The 16,413-nt window shown below is 45.0% G+C and carries 14 protein-coding genes and 1 tRNA gene; 8 read left to right on the plus strand and 7 right to left on the minus strand.

Annotated elements, in window-relative coordinates; genetic code table 11:
* Positions 1–129 precede the first annotated feature (129 nt).
* From hflX to ACTJJS_RS15875, 4 genes are all read left to right on the plus strand, one after another.
* Positions 130–1,320 carry a GTPase HflX gene (hflX, locus tag ACTJJS_RS15860; RefSeq protein ID WP_168870701.1) on the plus strand — a complete coding sequence of 397 codons (1,191 nt, stop codon included), beginning with the start codon at positions 130–132 and terminating at the stop codon, positions 1,318–1,320.
* Positions 1,320–1,664 (plus strand): Rieske (2Fe-2S) protein, encoded by a 345-nt coding sequence (locus ACTJJS_RS15865; RefSeq protein ID WP_440664419.1) that lies wholly within the window; start codon positions 1,320–1,322, stop codon positions 1,662–1,664. Before hflX ends, ACTJJS_RS15865 begins: the two co-directional genes overlap by 1 nt.
* A gap of 73 nt (positions 1,665–1,737) precedes the next feature.
* Positions 1,738–3,396 carry an ArnT family glycosyltransferase gene (locus tag ACTJJS_RS15870; protein ID WP_440664420.1) on the plus strand — a complete coding sequence of 553 codons (1,659 nt, stop codon included), beginning with the start codon at positions 1,738–1,740 and terminating at the stop codon, positions 3,394–3,396.
* Between the two features lie 129 nt (positions 3,397–3,525).
* Positions 3,526–3,599, plus strand: a tRNA-Asn gene (locus ACTJJS_RS15875).
* A gap of 149 nt (positions 3,600–3,748) precedes the next feature.
* Here the strand turns inward: ACTJJS_RS15875 and ACTJJS_RS15880 are convergent.
* Positions 3,749–4,927, minus strand: coding sequence for a M57 family metalloprotease (locus ACTJJS_RS15880; protein WP_440664421.1), 1,179 nt, complete (start codon positions 4,925–4,927; stop codon positions 3,749–3,751).
* Between the two features lie 368 nt (positions 4,928–5,295).
* Here ACTJJS_RS15880 and ACTJJS_RS15885 point away from each other — a divergent pair, with 368 nt between their 5' ends.
* The 3 genes from ACTJJS_RS15885 (at position 5,296) to ACTJJS_RS15895 (ending at position 10,296) form a co-directional block, all read left to right on the plus strand.
* Positions 5,296–5,898 (plus strand): hypothetical protein, encoded by a 603-nt coding sequence (locus tag ACTJJS_RS15885; protein ID WP_440664422.1) that lies wholly within the window; start codon positions 5,296–5,298, stop codon positions 5,896–5,898.
* A gap of 278 nt (positions 5,899–6,176) precedes the next feature.
* The gene (locus tag ACTJJS_RS15890) at positions 6,177–8,018 is read left to right on the plus strand and encodes an MrcB family domain-containing protein (protein WP_440664423.1); all 1,842 of its coding nucleotides are present in this window, start codon (positions 6,177–6,179) and stop codon (positions 8,016–8,018) included.
* Positions 8,019–8,022: 4 nt separating this feature from the next.
* Positions 8,023–10,296: a DUF2357 domain-containing protein gene (locus tag ACTJJS_RS15895; RefSeq protein WP_440664424.1), complete on the plus strand. Its 2,274-nt coding sequence runs from the start codon at positions 8,023–8,025 to the stop codon at positions 10,294–10,296.
* A gap of 73 nt (positions 10,297–10,369) precedes the next feature.
* On the opposite strand, the gene ACTJJS_RS15900 is transcribed toward ACTJJS_RS15895, so the two are convergent.
* The 6 genes from ACTJJS_RS15900 to ACTJJS_RS15925 form a co-directional block, all read right to left on the minus strand.
* Positions 10,370–10,966 carry a suppressor of fused domain protein gene (locus ACTJJS_RS15900; protein WP_440664425.1) on the minus strand — a complete coding sequence of 199 codons (597 nt, stop codon included), beginning with the start codon at positions 10,964–10,966 and terminating at the stop codon, positions 10,370–10,372.
* A gap of 220 nt (positions 10,967–11,186) precedes the next feature.
* The gene (locus tag ACTJJS_RS15905; protein ID WP_440664426.1) at positions 11,187–12,041 is read right to left on the minus strand and encodes a class I SAM-dependent methyltransferase; all 855 of its coding nucleotides are present in this window, start codon (positions 12,039–12,041) and stop codon (positions 11,187–11,189) included.
* Complete coding sequence (locus ACTJJS_RS15910; protein ID WP_440664427.1) at positions 12,041–12,424, minus strand: VOC family protein; 384 nt, start codon at positions 12,422–12,424, stop codon at positions 12,041–12,043. Before ACTJJS_RS15910 ends, ACTJJS_RS15905 begins: the two co-directional genes overlap by 1 nt.
* Before the next feature lie 76 nt (positions 12,425–12,500).
* Positions 12,501–13,295 carry a DUF6597 domain-containing transcriptional factor gene (locus ACTJJS_RS15915; protein ID WP_440664428.1) on the minus strand — a complete coding sequence of 265 codons (795 nt, stop codon included), beginning with the start codon at positions 13,293–13,295 and terminating at the stop codon, positions 12,501–12,503.
* 144 nt (positions 13,296–13,439) lie between these two features.
* On the minus strand, positions 13,440–13,622 hold the full coding sequence (locus ACTJJS_RS15920) for a class I lanthipeptide (RefSeq protein WP_343744545.1): 183 nt from the start codon (positions 13,620–13,622) through the stop codon (positions 13,440–13,442).
* Positions 13,623–13,898: 276 nt separating this feature from the next.
* A complete protein-coding gene (locus ACTJJS_RS15925; RefSeq protein WP_440664429.1) occupies positions 13,899–15,167 on the minus strand; it encodes a hypothetical protein in 1,269 nt (422 codons plus the stop codon).
* 177 nt (positions 15,168–15,344) lie between these two features.
* Here ACTJJS_RS15925 and ACTJJS_RS15930 point away from each other — a divergent pair, with 177 nt between their 5' ends.
* Positions 15,345–16,412 carry a glycosyltransferase family A protein gene (locus ACTJJS_RS15930; RefSeq protein WP_440664431.1) on the plus strand — a complete coding sequence of 356 codons (1,068 nt, stop codon included), beginning with the start codon at positions 15,345–15,347 and terminating at the stop codon, positions 16,410–16,412.
* Position 16,413 lies beyond the last annotated feature (1 nt).

The raw sequence follows: 16,413 nt of genomic DNA on the forward strand, positions 1-16,413 counted from the left end.
TCTGCTGGTTTGAGGTATTTTTCTGATGAACGGAGTGATGGCAGTCATCTTCATATAATAGAAAAAACAATTTATGGACGGCATCAACTGCGTAAAAACAAGTATTTTTGCAGCAAATTTTTAAGCACTTTGATAGAAAAAAAACAAGTCGTCCAAAAAGAAGAGAAAGCCGTCATTGTAGGGGTCATCACTAAAGACCAGACGGACCGGCAGGTACAGGAGTTCCTGGACGAGCTGGTGTTTCTGGCGGAAACGGCCGGTGCCACCACGTTAAAACGCTTTACCCAGAAACTGTCCCATCCGGACAGGGCTACTTTTGTGGGTAAAGGTAAACTGGAAGAGATTCACCAATATATCGCCAGCAGGGACGTGTCACTGGTCATCTTCGATGATGAGCTGACAGGTTCGCAGATCGCCAATATCGAAAAGGTACTGAAGGTAAAAACAATTGACCGCAGCGACCTTATCCTTGATATCTTTGCCCGCCGCGCCCGTACAGCACAGGCCAAAGTGCAGGTGGAGCTGGCGCAGTACCAGTATATCCTGCCCCGTTTGCGCGGTATGTGGAGCCACCTTGAACGTCAGGGCGGTGGTATTGGGAGCAGAGGCCCTGGTGAAACGGAGATCGAAACGGACCGTCGTATCGTAAAAGATAAGATCGCCCTGTTGCGTAAGCGACTGGCTGAAATAGACAAGCAGTCCCTTACCCAGCGTAAGGAACGTGGCGAATTTATCCGTGTAGCGCTGGTAGGTTATACCAATGTGGGCAAAAGCACCATCATGAACATGCTCAGCAAAAGCGAGGTGTTTGCGGAAAACAAGCTGTTTGCCACGCTTGATACCACTACCCGTAAAGTAGTGTTTGAGCAAACGCCTTTTCTGCTTAGCGATACGGTAGGATTTATCCGCAAGCTGCCCCATCACCTGGTAGAGAGCTTCAAATCCACACTGGACGAGGTCCGCGAGAGTGACATCCTTTTGCATGTGGTAGATATCTCCCATCCGCAATATGAAGAGCAGATAGAAGTGGTGAACCGCACACTGCAGGAGCTGAAGGCCTTTGACAAGCCTACCATCATGGTCTTTAACAAGATGGACCTGTACGAAGCCAACACTTTTGATAAATGGCTGGAAGAAGATATCAAAAAAGATATCCTGCAGTCGCTCAAACAGAACTGGGACACCAAGACCAACGGCAACACCGTTTTCATCGCCGCCCTGGAAAGACGTAATGTGGAAGAGCTACGCAAAACCATTATGGACAAGGTAGCCCAACTGTACAGAGAACGTTATCCCTACAAAACAGAATTTTTCTATTAATGGCCAAAAAGTACACCTGGCATAAACTGGACGAAGGATATTTGCCACTTGCCGACAATGCGATCCGTGCACAGGAAGTGAACGGAAAGATGATCAGTGTTGCCCTGCACCAGGGCCAACTGTACGCTTTTGCTCATAAATGCCCGCATGCCGGCGGCATCATGGCCGATGGGTTCATCGATGCAGCCGGTAATGTGGTGTGCCCGATACACCGCTATAAGTTCAGCATGAAAAATGGCCATAACTGCAGCGGCGAAGGATATTATCTTAAAACCTATCCCATAGAACAGCGGGAGGACGGCCCTTACGTAGGAATGGAAAAGAGCGGTGGCTGGCTGTGGTGACAGCCGGTTTATCTTTTTGTTAATTACCCCCCGCAGGTTTTTATCCGTCAACGGATGAACGTAACTTTTGCTCATGTTACCGTTACCTGCAACTGTTCGCCCGTTTGCCTTTTCAGAGAAGCAGATCTGGGTGTTTATCGTTTTCCTGCTGGCTTTATTACAGTTCAGCGCCCTTCAGGTACCCATTCTGGAGCCCGATGGCGCACTCTATGCCGGCATCGCCAAAACCATGGTGCTGAAACATGACTACCTGAACCTCTACGCCGATGGCCATGAGTGGCTGGACAAGCCTCATTTCCCTTTCTGGATGGCCGCATTGAGTTTTCAGTTGTTCGGCTTTCATACGTGGTCGTATAAACTACCGGCCATCCTTTTTCTATTGATGGGCGCCTGGTATACCTACCGTTTTGCGCTTTCCCTTTACGGCGACAACAGTGCCCGCTGGGCCGTGTGTATCCTGCTTACCGCAGAACATCTTGTTATCTCCAACAATGACGTGCGGGCAGAGCCTTATCTGACGGGCCTTATCATCGCCGCAGTATATCATTTTTATCAGAGCGTGCTGCGGCCATGGCGGTATCATCTGTTGCTGGGCGCGCTGTTCACCGCCTGTGCTATCATGACCAAAGGCATTTTCGCGCTGGTGCCGATAGGTGCCGCCATCGGCGGACATTTACTGTTTACCCGCCAGTGGAAACTGGTGTTCAGCTGGCAATGGCTGGTAGCGCTGGCCTTCATCGCATTGTTCATCATGCCGGAATTATACGCTCTCTACCAGCAGTTTGACCTGCATCCGGAGAAGATCGTCTTCGGTCATACCGGGGTGTCCGGACTGCGTTTCTTTTTCTGGGACAGCCAGTTTGGGCGTTTTATGAATACCGGGCCTATCAAAGGCGCAGGAGACCCATTCTTCTTCTTTCACACGCTGCTATGGGCTTTTCTGCCCTGGCCGGTGATGCTGTATGCCGCCGTGATCATGTTTTTCCGCAAATGGAAGCAGCAGCCGGAATACTATTGTATCTGCGGCGCACTCGCTACTTTTATACTGTTTTCGCTATCGCGTTTCCAGTTGCCCCATTATCTCAATATCATTTTTCCTTTTTTTGCCATCCTTACCGCACACTATATCCTGTCGCTGCATACCGCCAATGGGCTTCGTTTTTTCCGTACCACGCAGTATACCATCATCATCCTGCTGGCGATAGCCGGCGTAGTATTGGACCTGTTGTATAAGCCGGCCATGGGATATGCGTGGCTGGTACCCATCGCAGCGCTCGTCGTTTTATATATGCTGCTGCATTACTGGCTCGACAAAAGCACCAAAGAGGCCGTGTTTTACCGGACTGTCGCCATGAGCATCCTGTTGAACCTTTATATCAATACTATCCTATATCCCGATATGATGCAGTACCAGAGCGGCAGCGAGGCGGCGCGTTATGCCAATGCCACTATTCCCGGCGTGCCTGTGACGCTGTATCAGCACAACTCCTATTCTTTCGAATACTACCTGAACGCACCGGTTCCCCGCACCGACACCGCTGTTGAAGGCGTTGTCTTCACCACGCCCGAAGGGTTAGCGAGTCTGCGCGAGCAAGGATATGACTACACGTTGCTTCACCGCTTTCCTCATTTTTATATCAGCAAACTGGACATGCCTTTTGTGCGGAAAGCTACGCGTGCCAGTGCCCTCGGAGAAAAAATGCTGGTCAGGGTTAAAAAAGTGTCTCCCTGAAACCCTTTATGGTAGCTGGGTTTAAAACTTTTTAGAAAAATTTTTAAAAAAAGTGGTCATAAGATTTTGCAAAAATGAAATTTTACCTATTTTTGCAATCCCAAATCGCACAAACGATACGGGAAACACTCCTCCTTAGCTCAGTTGGTTAGAGCATCTGACTGTTAATCAGAGGGTCGCTGGTTCAAGTCCAGCAGGGGGAGCGAAAAAGAAAAAGGCAATCAGCAATGGTTGCCTTTTTTATTTTTGTTCTGGCTACGTATAGACGTAAAAATAAAACGCCTTCTGCCAACTAAGCAGAAAGCGATTTACAACAACGTCATCTTTTCATCCACCATTTAATGGTTTGGCACTATTGCGCCACTATCCACTGGCTACTTACAAAATAGGCCGGTACATCTGTGTTTTGCGCGGTACCGTTTTGGCTCTCCAGGTTAAGGTAACCGCCTTTCCACTGGTTTCTCAGCCGGATATAGCCGTCGGTGTATTCAAACGCCCAATAGGCACTTCCGTAAGAGATCGGCAGTAGTATACATTCCACATAGCTATAGCCGTGTTCAATGTTTATGTATTTCCCGGACGATACATTCCTGATGCGTGTATATCCGTTTATTTTCTCCAGGTTCCATTTGTAGCGGTCGTCCGGAGCGGTGCTGCTGTATCGTACTATGCCGTTGTCGTCGTAGAGGTAGGCGTTGGTCCATCTGTTTTTGAGTCGTACCCATGCCGGGGGGCCGGGATATACTGTTGTCAGCGCTACTTTGTCTTCAGCAGTAAAAGGACGGTCCGTATTGTTGGAACAGGCCAGCATCCAGGAATTAGCGGAAGGGGCGCTTGGCGTGCCGGGGATGTATTCTGCGCCAACGCCGGCTGTACCTTCATTGCCGCCAGTGCCACAGCTAAAGGCCCGGTTCATGTAATCGGTATGGCGGAAACCTATGGCATGCCCTATCTCATGCGCTATGGTGGTGATGGCATCTGCACGTTGGGAGGTGCCGTTGTAGTAATAGGTGTTTAGTTTAATGGGGCTTGCGGGGTTTCCGCCTGAGGGGAACCCGGCGCTATAGCCGAGTACGTTGCTTACCTCATGGAATGCCAGTATGTTTATTTCAGCCCTGGTGTCTGGCGTGCGGATCATCCTTATGCTGATGTTGAGCGCATTGTATCTCTCCAGAGCTTTGTCCAGTGCGTCCTGCATATAGGCGTCGAAGGCAGGATCTATATACACATAAATTGTCCGGAGTGGCCCGGGAACGGTATTGGTACTCCTGTAATGCTCCACTTTTACCTTGGAGTTTACAGGATTGGCGGCCAGTTCATCGATCTGTTTTTCTGTAAGAAAGATATCATATTCCACGAGGTAGCCGTCTTTATATTTCTGCAAGCCTTCGCTGGTATGGAAGCCCGCTGCCTGTAGTTTTGAAATGATGTTATCTGAGACATTCCGTGGAGAAGGGCTGTTGTCTTTTTTCTGGCAGGCTAACAATAGGATCATTAATAAAGAGGTGAAGTAATAGGCTAATGGTTTCATGAGCGTACAAATTTGGGTTAAGAAAATGTAATGGTAGTATGGATTGAAAGATGAGGGTTTTAGTATTAGCTGGGTTAATAGGGTTTCTTTGCTGGAAAATTAAACAGTACTGAAGGTACAAAATTTAAGTGATTTTTTCCTTCATAAATAGAACGGTCGTACGAAATTTATACGCATAAATTTACGCTTACTTTCGTTTTTATAGTCAATCTTACCGATAGTGCAAACCGGCTGCAGTGCTGCTATGCTTTTCGATAGCGGGCGTTCGCGGGAGTAGTCTAAATACTTGCAGGGAACAGGAAACTTACTATGGCAGGATGCTGGAACAATACAAAAAAATGTATCTTCCCTCTATTTTCCTATAACTTATGAAGCGCCTGTTACTGTTACTTTGGCTATTAGTCCCTGTAATTCCTACTCTGGCCCAGGGCCATGATTTTGTCCTGAATGAAATCAGGGAGAACGCCGCCGCCCGTAAGATCGGCAGTCTGCTGATCATCACAGCCGGGCCTATGTCCACCCGCAAGATTGGTCAGGATATGAAATATGCGTTGGATAAGCAATTCCGCAACAAATCATTTCAGACTTCGGTCGTGCATCTCGGTACGATAGAATACTGCACTGATGAGAATATCGCCAAGGCTTCGGCCATGTATCCACATGATGCTGTGCTGGTGGTGGCGCCAAAAGAAGTGGAAGACCATGCGGTGACGAAGAACCCGAATAAGCCATTGCCAAGAGCAGCCTCCCTGGTACTTTTAGGCCCGCTCCTCGCCCCCAATCGCTATGGCCGGAAAGAGTTCACCAATCAACTGGAAACGTTTTACCTGCTGGACAAATCAAATCTGCAGGAGCCTTTTTGGATCGGGCAGTCTAATGTTTCCACCAACCTGGGCTCAAACAAATACTTTGATTATCTCATAAAGAATCTCTTGCGCATTTGGAAAGATGAAGGGGTTGTTGTTGGATGATTCCAGCCCAAACAGTATGGTATATTAATTCACGCAGAAGAGCCTGGCGCCAAACATGGATCATATTGAAATGTTCGCAAGTATTTGATATAAGGTATGTTAGGTTCTCAAATTAAGAAAGGCGCTTATAAAGGTCTTTTTTTGTTAGACGCGCATTTCTTCTAAAATATCTGTACCCCTTCCATGATTGGCTTAAAAATGATGCTCAATTTGATTTTGGGAATTGCAATGTGAAAATATTATTATCTTTCATGTAGTAATAGTTAAAATTCCATTAAATGCCTTTCCCAAAAAATATTGAAAAAACCCATTTATTAAAGGCCATCGACAGAATTGATAAAGAAGGTATTCCTGATCATGGCGCTTCAACGCATTATGATGTTGTGTTCCGTGATAAGGCATATCCTCCTAAACTTATCGTTTCATATGCGAATTATTTTGCTAATGGACAGGTGCTTGATAGGAATAGTTTTGCAGGAGGAGAAGGGACACCCTGTTTCGAACTCCTTAGGAAGAATGGGTTTGTTATTCAAGAAAAGAATGATAGTTTTTTGCGAACATTACTTATGTTTTTGACACAGGCAAGTGCACCAATTGTAGATCTTAAAACGCATTTCTATGATAAATCTTATGATGGACTGAAGTTAGAAGTTAGCTTTGGCGCTGGTAATGTTGCAAGGGTTCCCTGGATTGCTTTTTTAAGAGAGGACCAAGAGGTTACAAAAGGAATATATCCCGTTTTCCTTTATTATAGGCGACAACAGCTTCTTATCTTAGCTTATGGGATTAGTGAAACTAATGATCCTGTCGATAGATGGATGAGTAGTGCAGAGACCATTCAAAATTTCTTTTATAAGACCTATGGTGAAAAACCGCCAAGATATGGATCCTCGTTGATTTTTAGCCATTATAATATAGATAAAAATAAGAAAAATTTCGGTTTGGATTTAAACCAAGTAAGGAAAAATTTTGAGCAACTGATTAATGAATATAAAGGTCTTACCTCGACTAATAAGGTGAAAAATAAAATCGTCATGGAGGCGTTGCCGTTTGATTACAAAGAACTTATTGCAAGTCTAAGTGCAGCACACTTGAGCTTTTCCAAAGAACAGATATTAAGATTTATTTGCTCTCTTTGTACCAAACCATTTGTTATTTTAACTGGCTTGTCCGGTTCCGGGAAAACTCGGCTTGCTCTGGCCTTTTGTAAGTGGATAAGCAATAGTGAACGTCAGGTTTGTGTGATACCCGTTGGGGCAGACTGGACAAACCGCGATCCGTTGCTGGGATACCCTAATGCGTTAGAGAAGAATAGTTATATCCTCCCCGATAATAATGCTTTGAACATAATATTAAATGCAAATGATGACCCTGGAAATCCCTATTTTCTGATACTGGATGAAATGAATTTGAGCCATGTTGAAAGATATTTCGCTGATTTTCTGAGTGCGATGGAATCTGGTGAATATATTCACTTACATAGCTTAGAAAAGGGTATTGGGGCCGAATCCGCCGTGGTCCCTGCAAAAATAAAGCTTCCGAAAAACCTTTTTGTAATTGGTACAGTAAATATTGATGAGACAACTTATATGTTTAGCCCAAAGGTGTTGGATAGAGCTAATGTTATTGAGTTTAAGGTATCACTAGATGAAATGAGAGAATACTTGGAAAATAATGGAGGTAGGTTAGAAATAGAACAATTAAAGAGTAAAGGAGCCTTAATGGCTCAAAGTTTCGTTAGATTTGCTACTGAGAAAATAGAAGAACCTAAGAATAAAGAGGCGCTAATAAAAGTGCTAATTTCTTTTTTTGAAAAACTGGAAGACGTTCATGCAGAATTCGGTTATAGAACTGCATCTGAGATCTTAAGGTTTGCTGGAATAGTAGCCAAAATTGAACCTTCGTGGGATGTAAACCAAATAATTGACGCCGCTGTAATACAAAAATTACTACCGAAGTTGCATGGGAACAGAAGAAAACTTGAACCTGTATTGAAAATGTTAACTCAACTATGTATAAGTGAAGACAATAAAGTGAAATACCCCTTGAGCCATAGAAAAATACAAAGAATGCTTCAAGGATTAATGGATAACAGCTTTACTAGTTTTGCAGAAGCATAAAAATATGCACAAAGAAATAATCATACGTATAACTGCTGATGTTCACGATATTACAGTTAAGATATTAGCAGAGATGGACGGAAAGCCGTGCCTGTGGGAATTAGACCAGCTTGAGGCCACAGAATTCGGTGAGGCTACAGTGCAAATATTAGAAGGATGTTCTTATGAGTATAGTATTACTCATGGATATTATTTAGAAAAAATAAGCAGGGTAGTACATACATTTAGGTCTGAAAAGTCAGGAGGAAGAATTACTCCTAATAACTACGTTGGAAAGCTTTGTATTGATATCTTTTCTGTGGCAGAGAATACGAAGTGCGCTGAGCTACACTTGGAAGTAAGATCAGTAAAAACTAGCTATAGACAAGACTATCGAATAATGTTGGAAGAGATAGCGGAGAAATGTACCGAGCTTGTAATGCAGCGAAATACTCCCATTTCTCAACATTTTACGACGAATTTTTCTTCAGATGCAAGAACATTATATCAGCGGTTTATTTTCATTAAAGCGATAATAGGATCGGAAGAATTTGATAGTGCCATTAGTAAAATTGAGTTGTCGCCGGTTACTAACTGGACTGAAGCTGAAGTGCAAAAAGATATTTGCGGCATTAGGAGAATTAATAATAAATCTATAAAGCAGATAGCGGAAAAATTCGCAAAAGGAAATTCGCAAAGAGATGATTCTCATGTGTTAAGGCCATATTTCGCTCCTGCGGTAATTACAGTTAATCATAAGAGTGAAACTGTTGATAGCCCAGAAAATAGATTTGTAAAACATGCTTTAACTCAGTTTCTATTCTTTTGTATTGAATATAGAGATCGACTAAATAAAGGTGATAAGCAATATGTTGAGGTATTACAGCTAATTGGTAAACTCGAGAGCCATCTAAACAATGCCCTTTTTAAACAAGTAGCGAATTTAAAAACAATTCCACTAAATAGCCCTGTTTTGCAACGTAGGTCAGGATATCGAGAGGTGTTGCGGGCTTGGCTTATGTTTGATTTGGCAGCAAAGCTATTTTGGAATGGCGGTGAAGATGTTTACTCGGGAGAAAAGAAGGATGTAGCTACCTTGTATGAGTATTGGGTGTTTTTTAAATTAAGGGAAACAATAATTGACGTTTTTAAGTTGAATAGTCCTGATATTAATGAGTTGATTGAGGAAACTAAGGATGGGTTGGGATTAAAGTTAAAAAAAGGGTCCTCTTTAACTATATCTGGAGTATTTGAAAATGAAATTAGAAAACTAAATATCCAATTTAGTTATAATAAAACATTCAAGGGACGAAGCCCCTATCCTGAAGGGGGGAGTTGGAGTTTTGATTTAAGGCCAGACTATACGCTGAGTATTTGGCCACATGGTATAAGTGAGAAGATTGCTGAGCAGCAGGAACTGATAACACACATACATTTTGATGCGAAGTATAAGGTGGACAATGTGCTGGAGCTCTTTAAAATGGATATTGATTCATCAATTGGTGAAACAACGTATAAGGGCTCCTTCAAGAAGGAGGATCTCTTGAAGATGCATGCATATAGAGATGCGATAAGGAGAACTGCCGGAGCTTATATCCTTTATCCGGGCTTAGAGTCGAGAGAAATCAATGGATACCATGAGATCTTGCCCGGGATTGGGGCATTTCCGATAGCCCCTTCAGATAGGGGAAATGGTATAAGTGAATTGAAGGGATTCTTATACAGACTTGTTGACCACTTTATTAATAGAGCGTCTCAAAGAGAAAAAATTGCATCCAAAGTATATGAGATATACAAGGAAACTAAAATTAACGTTGTAGATAAACCTCTACCTGAGTTATCAGATATCAATAGGATGCTTGTGCCTGATGAAACCTTTGTCTTGGTCGGTTATTATAAGAATCAGGAACACTTAAATTGGATCGAGGAAAATAAATTATATAATACAAGGATTACCAACTCAGAAGGTTCTTTGCCTCTTCGTCATGAAGAGGTGGGCGCGAAGTATTTGTTACTTTATACAAGTAGTTCAAAAGAAAGCGCCAAGCTTTATAAGCTGAAAAAAACGGGCCCCAGAATTTTTACAAAAAAGGATCTTCAACGCAAGAGATATCCAACTAATCCAACTCAAGCCTTCTATTTAGTGTTTGCAATTGATAATAAATTAGAGAAAGAACTTGATGGAAAAAACTGGCAGATTGGTAAATTGAAAAAGTACAGCCCTAGATCTAAATTGCCATTTTCAATAAGTTTAACTGAATTAATGAATGTAGCATCTGAAGATAAACATGTCAAATGACATTAACTGGTTTGCCACTGGAATTAGGCACAAGCACAACTATTGATTGTATTTAACAACGATTAAAACGTAATCACAGAGACGAACTTCTAATAATACGACCTTTACCAGTAACCAAACACCCCCGCTCCGGATTTATATAATCCAACTCCCCCTCCTCAAACAACCGTTCCAACGCTTCACAACCATTTTCAACCTTATAATCCCTTTCTGCTTTTGTTATGGGAATAAGCCAGTAGCAATGAATTTCATCTCCTCCAAAATTAAAAAGTTCCAGACTATTCCCGTCGAGATAAGGCAATGATATAAAGGCATGATCACAGATGGAGCTATCCAGCCACGGTTGGCCTACATTGACAGTATGGTGGATATTCAGGGGACGGCTGGTTCTATGATAAGAAGCGCAGTAGGTTAACAGCTCCACTAATTTAGGGTCGGACTTTGGGGAGAATACAAACAGCTCGATCAGGTTGTCGTCTGTTCTGTCGGCAGACATGCCAACCGTACAATAGATAAAAACGCCGTGGCGCTTATTGGGAGGTATTTCAAGTACATAGAAATCGGGGTGAAGCTTTTCCCTGGGACCTTTGTCAAGTATTGTCTTTGTCCCTTCCACACCAAAATATTGTTGGTAGTGTTGCGTTAGCTGAGTTATGTATTGTGCTTGCATACAAATCAGCAAATAAACGTTTTTTTGTTTTTATTTAATAAAGGAATTCTATACGCATCACTGAACGGAGCTGAAAACGTTCAGCGTCAACGAAGAAAGTTTTACTTTCCCAAAAGAGGCAGTGCCGGGGTTTCTGGAAAAAGAGCTGGCAAATGGATGTATCAGGACAGCACGGAGATATTTAGAACGTTGATGCTCCCAGGTGTCCTGATAATTCCCATTAATACTCCCCTATCGCCGCCGTTAAAAACATCTCCCCGCTGGCCGGCGCCAACCCATCCGTCCTGCCGGAAAAATAGCGTGCTTTCAGTGCCGCCGGTGATACAATGGACACATTTTGTAAACCATTTTCCCTGGCCAGTTCCAGTACCTGTTCCGGGGTAAAGAAGCTGATAAAAGGGTTGCCGGAGGCTTTGGCGCCCTGGGTGGATGCTTTTTGCAGGACAAGGTCTTCTTCTTCCAGCAGTTCCTGCGGAAGCAGGAAAGTGATGGCTGCTTTGGTGCCGAGCGCCATGGCGGCCACCTGCCGTAGCATCTGGCTGATGGCTTCCCGGGAAAGATAGAGGGTAACACCAGTGCAGGCTATCACGGCAGGGATGTTTGGATTAAATCCTGCCTGTAATAACGTGTCCCACCAGGACTGTCCCTTTTCAAAGTCGACACCTACGAAATGCAGTGATGATGGAATAGGATGACCTGTTTCAATGAGCCGTTGACGTTTCCATTCCAACGTATCGGGACCGTCGATCTCATATATTTGCAGGCGGGAAGCTACGGCTGGATTGCGCTGTGCGAAAGTGTCCAGACCGGCGCCGAGGATGACGTACTGCGTGATGCCTTTCTCTGCTTCGTGGAGAATCAGGTCCTCTATAAAACGGGCCCTGGCAGCCATGGCGGCCCGTACCCTTCTGGAGAAGACGGGGTCCATATCAGGACGTTGTTGCCAATCTTCTCCGGGAGCTATCAGCTGAAGACCGGTAGTATCTTCCAGTATGTGCGGCGGCGCATCTAGTTGTACATGCAGTGCTCTCCAGAGGGCTGTCCGTACGGCAGTGGAATTGGGTTGTTGCATCATTATGCTTTTGAACGTAAACCAATAATATTTCCTTCTGTGTCTTCTATCAGTGCGATAAAACCGGCTTCGCCGATATTGACCTTAGGTTGAAGGACTTTGCCTCCGGCGCCTGTTACGCGGCCCAGTTCACTGTTGATATCTTTGGTGTCAAAATATACCAGTATTCCGCCGGGGCCGGGACTTACTTTATCCAGTTTCACCAGTGCACCCATGCTGCCGCTTCCCTCCTCTTTACCGGGGAAAAGCGCATAGTCCATATGTGCATGCCGGTCACTTTGTATAGGCGTTACAGTTAGTTCAGTCTGAAACACTTCTGTATAAAATTTTTTGGCCCTGTTAAAGTCTGTAGTATAGATTTCAAACCAATTCACGACGTTTTTCATCTTATATCTTTTTTGAGATGATAGATGATGTAAAATTAGAACGATGTGAACGAGCGGAATTGTAAAAAACCGACAGCTACTTCATCCATTCGGGAAAATTAGGCAGTTGCTCCTTTGCCTTATGAAGGAAGTGTTTGGGCGAAGCGCCGGCAAACAGCTGGAATTCCCTGATAAAATGCGCCTGGTCAAAGTATTGTTGCAGATGGGCGACGGCTGTGAGCGATCCGAAGTTGGACTGCCTGATAAGTTCCAGGGCCGACTGAAAGCGGCAGATGCGGGCGTACATTTTCGGCGTTACACCGATATGATGTTTAAAATACCGTTCCAGCGTGCGTTCTGAGATATTGAGGGCCGACTGTACCTGTGGCAGTGTTTTCCCCTGTTGCAATAAATGAATGGCCCATCCGGTTTTTCCGTCTGTCGTATCGTTTTTATTTAGCTGTCGCAGAAAAAAATTTTCCAATACCTGTACCTTTTGTTCGAAGGTGGTAGCATGAGAAAGTTGTTCGCTGAGAGATGTGCGGACCAGGTCATCTAAATCGATATACTGATTGGTCAGATCGTAGGCTGTCAGGGGAAAGAGGCTTGTCAGTATGCCTGGATGGAAACTGACGCCTACATTGAGGAACGTTCCTTTCACCTGCATATTGGCATACTGTGTCTTGGGACCATAGAGAAACAGCGGAGGCAATTGCTGCTGGTAATGGTCGCGGAAGGCTGCCGGATGCTGCTGGAAGATCATCCCGGGGATGCCGTCAGTCATGATTTTGAAGTCCTTCTCTACAGTGGACGAAGAATGCTGTTCCAGCATCCAGAAATAACGGATATATTTTTGCAGTGGCTGAATAGGATGGATAAGCCTGAAGTCCATGGTAATTCCGTTTCTACATACGTGAAGATACATAAAATACAAAGTACCGGACATAAATATCCCTGTCCGGAAGATGGATGAGTTAAGACAAATCAAGCCACCTCCCGGAGCCGGGATATACCTTAAACTACAGGCTACCGTGTGTTAGCAGCAGGCGTGGTTGGGAGTAGCGCTGCAATCCGTCGGACGGCGGGTGTCCAGGGTACCGCAACCGGCTGCCAGCGTGGCACCGCCAGCTACTTTGGCTTGCTGTTCAACAGATAATTCGGTAATAGTGAGTTTGTTGAGGAACAGTTTCGGGTTCAGTACAGGTTTTTTCTTTTTCATGTTTTTGGATTTTGAGTGGTTAGGAAAAAATGAGTGGCATGGTTAACACGTGAAACCAGGTTATTTGAGTTTGTTGGGTTGTTGGCGCAGTTAAGTACAGTAATCTAATATACGAAAGTATGTCTGAAGAAACAAAATCAGTTTCTGTTATAAACTTTGCATGATACTACGTTCCCGGCTGTACGAATATCAGATGATAAAAATATGGGATAATAAACAAAAAAGCATATCGGTAGAACGATATGCTTTTTATTATCTATGGGAGAATTTAATCCATCAATCATAATCAGACAGTCTCACGGCAAATACTACCCTGTTATCCTGACCGTATTTGGCTGTTTCATATTCTGTGAGGTTCCACAGGTAACCGGTAGCGCTATCGCGGAAGAGATCTTCTGCGCCGTGAGGCCAGCGGTAGCGGGTACCGGCGGCGGTGCCGTCATTGTAGCGTACCAGGCGGGCGGTAGATCCCAGGTAAGAGCTGGTGCCGGTAATGGTCATGAACGTTTTGTTGCCTGCCCGGAAAACGCCTTGTATGCCGTAAACATTGCCGCTATCATTGTCTTTGGGAACAATAACTGTCGGCTGCGTGGTAGTGCTCACCTGCCCGGCTGCATTGATCGGGAAGCCGAAAGCCTGTGGTGTGGCGGTTTCTGAAGAGGTGATATATTGGGATGTCCACAGGTATTTATCTGCGGGAGTAGCGCCTTCGCCCAGCTCTATACAGGAAAACGGCTTGGCGTTCGTGATTTTATAGTAGCCTGTCTGTGGCAATATATAGGCGTAGTTAAATGCTTTGAGATCACCGTTGGATTCTTTGCCGATACGTGTTTCGGTGGCGTCGCCGGCGGCAGGTACAAAAGTATCGAGGTCAAAAACCCGGATGCCCAGATTGGTATCGGCAACATATATCTTGCCGGCGTAGTAGGCCACCCCACCTGCATGAATGGTAACCGGACAAAAAGCGTCCAGCTGCGTATAGGGATTGGAAGCCTTATACAGCGCGGAGTTGGACATATTGGCGGCGTTTTGCACCAGCAGAATATGACGGTAGGTAATGTTGGCCATATTGGTGATGTCTACCAGGGAAATGCGGACACCTTTATGCTGATTGTTAATACCAGCGATGGTACCGGGATCTACACCGTACCATGTTACGAGCAGAAATTTCCTGCCTCCCCGGGAAAAGCCGGTAATGCCTTGTGGGCGCCATTCCTGCGTTTGTTCGTCACCGCTGTTCCATTTGAAACCGGTTACCTGGTTGGCTGCCGGGATATTGAAACCATACACGGTGTTGTAACCGCTGGTAGACGCTACCCTGTTAAGGTCCAGCTGATCGGGTGTTTTAAATCCATAAGACGACAGGCTGTTAACGAAGCTGCTCTCGTCGGTGAAGGTGACCGTACTGGCGGCAAGCGTGGCTGCATTGGCGGTCTGCTGTTGTGAGGCTTTGTCGCCGGGTGCGGCCTGGTCTGTCATGTTTTTGCTGCAGGCAGCCAGACAGAGGGACAACGCCAGCGGAAAATGATAAGCGTGAAGCTTCATAGGATGTTAATTAAATGGTTGAAAAGAAATCATATAAAGGCTGCAAAACTAAAGCAGCACGGAGGTATATCGTGGAACCTCTCAGGAAGTTAATGATAACTTCACATTTTTGCAAGCCCCTCAAACAATCAGCCTGCGGGAATGTTATGATCTCGTACACCTCATCCATTAAAGAACATGTTGGAACATAAAATATCCTGCTGTACGGTGTGTATGAACCGTACTATGCACCTGAAAGAAACCCTGCTGCGGAACATACAGGATAATGCAGGATACCGCCCGCTGGAATTTGTGTTGCTTAATTATGGTTCTGCTGATGATCTCCATGAATGGGTACTACAAACGCTCGGGACATACATCGAATCTGGTCTGCTCGTGTATTACCATAATCCGGAACCGGCATACTTCCACATGAGCCACGCCAAAAACATGGCCTTCCGCCTGGCATCAGGCGATATCCTCTGTAGTATAGACGCAGATAACTACGCCGGCAAAGGCTTTGCAGCATATGTGAACCGTTCTTTCAATGAAGAACCGGCGGCCTTCCTCTCCCCTGCCGGCATCGGCCCGGGAAAAAAATGGTGGGATGTACAAGGACGTATTTGCCTGAAAAAAGAAGACTTCCGCCGGCTGCACGGCTATGATGAGCGGGTAATGGACTATGGTTATGAAGACCAGGACTTCAAAAGCCGGCTGTTGGCACTGGGAAGGAAAAAAGTGATTATCCGCGACCCTGCCTATCTGCAGGCCATCCGGCACGATGATACGCTGCGCATCGCCTCCGGGTTCACCACATCGAAGATCAGAGATCTGCTGGTAGGGCATTATTGTGAACAAACATCGGAAGTGATCTGCCTGCAAAATGATTTTACCTTTGAACGGTTCTTTGTTGACCGTGACCTGTTGCACTACGAAAGTACACAGGACGACATCCATCCTAAAAGGCGGTATGCAGGCACTTATCAAATCCGGGAAAACGATATCCGGTTGTATAAGGAGAACGGAAGGGCTTACCTGCAACTGACCCTTCAGGATAAGGATACGTTGCTGACGGCAGATAACCGCCTCTTTTACCGCGTCACCTCCCCTGTCCTGCTGAATAATTTCCTGCTTCAGCGTGCCATTTACCTCGGGAGACAGGTGTTTTTCCGCAACCGCAGGAAACCTGTATGTGTAAACCCTGATGGCTATGGCCGGGGCAGGGTATATCGCAATTTCTCCACAGAACCATTGCTGCTGGCGTAAA

Source organism: Chitinophaga sp. 22308 (genome assembly GCF_052045305.1).
Classification (GTDB): Bacteria; Bacteroidota; Bacteroidia; order Chitinophagales; family Chitinophagaceae; genus Chitinophaga; species Chitinophaga varians_A.

Coding starts and splice junctions, on each gene's coding strand:
- ACTJJS_RS15885 (WP_440664422.1), top strand. CDS start 5,296: ATGAAGCGCCTGTTACTGTTACTTTGGCTATTAGTCCCTGTAATTCCT.
- ACTJJS_RS15910 (WP_440664427.1), bottom strand. CDS start 12,424: ATGAAAAACGTCGTGAATTGGTTTGAAATCTATACTACAGACTTTAAC.
- ACTJJS_RS15870 (WP_440664420.1), top strand. CDS start 1,738: ATGTTACCGTTACCTGCAACTGTTCGCCCGTTTGCCTTTTCAGAGAAG.
- ACTJJS_RS15915 (WP_440664428.1), bottom strand. CDS start 13,295: ATGGACTTCAGGCTTATCCATCCTATTCAGCCACTGCAAAAATATATC.
- ACTJJS_RS15865 (WP_440664419.1), top strand. CDS start 1,320: ATGGCCAAAAAGTACACCTGGCATAAACTGGACGAAGGATATTTGCCA.
- ACTJJS_RS15930 (WP_440664431.1), top strand. CDS start 15,345: ATGTTGGAACATAAAATATCCTGCTGTACGGTGTGTATGAACCGTACT.
- ACTJJS_RS15890 (WP_440664423.1), top strand. CDS start 6,177: ATGCCTTTCCCAAAAAATATTGAAAAAACCCATTTATTAAAGGCCATC.
- ACTJJS_RS15925 (WP_440664429.1), bottom strand. CDS start 15,167: ATGAAGCTTCACGCTTATCATTTTCCGCTGGCGTTGTCCCTCTGTCTG.
- ACTJJS_RS15895 (WP_440664424.1), top strand. CDS start 8,023: ATGCACAAAGAAATAATCATACGTATAACTGCTGATGTTCACGATATT.
- ACTJJS_RS15900 (WP_440664425.1), bottom strand. CDS start 10,966: ATGCAAGCACAATACATAACTCAGCTAACGCAACACTACCAACAATAT.
- ACTJJS_RS15920 (WP_343744545.1), bottom strand. CDS start 13,622: ATGAAAAAGAAAAAACCTGTACTGAACCCGAAACTGTTCCTCAACAAA.
- ACTJJS_RS15880 (WP_440664421.1), bottom strand. CDS start 4,927: ATGAAACCATTAGCCTATTACTTCACCTCTTTATTAATGATCCTATTG.
- ACTJJS_RS15905 (WP_440664426.1), bottom strand. CDS start 12,041: ATGATGCAACAACCCAATTCCACTGCCGTACGGACAGCCCTCTGGAGA.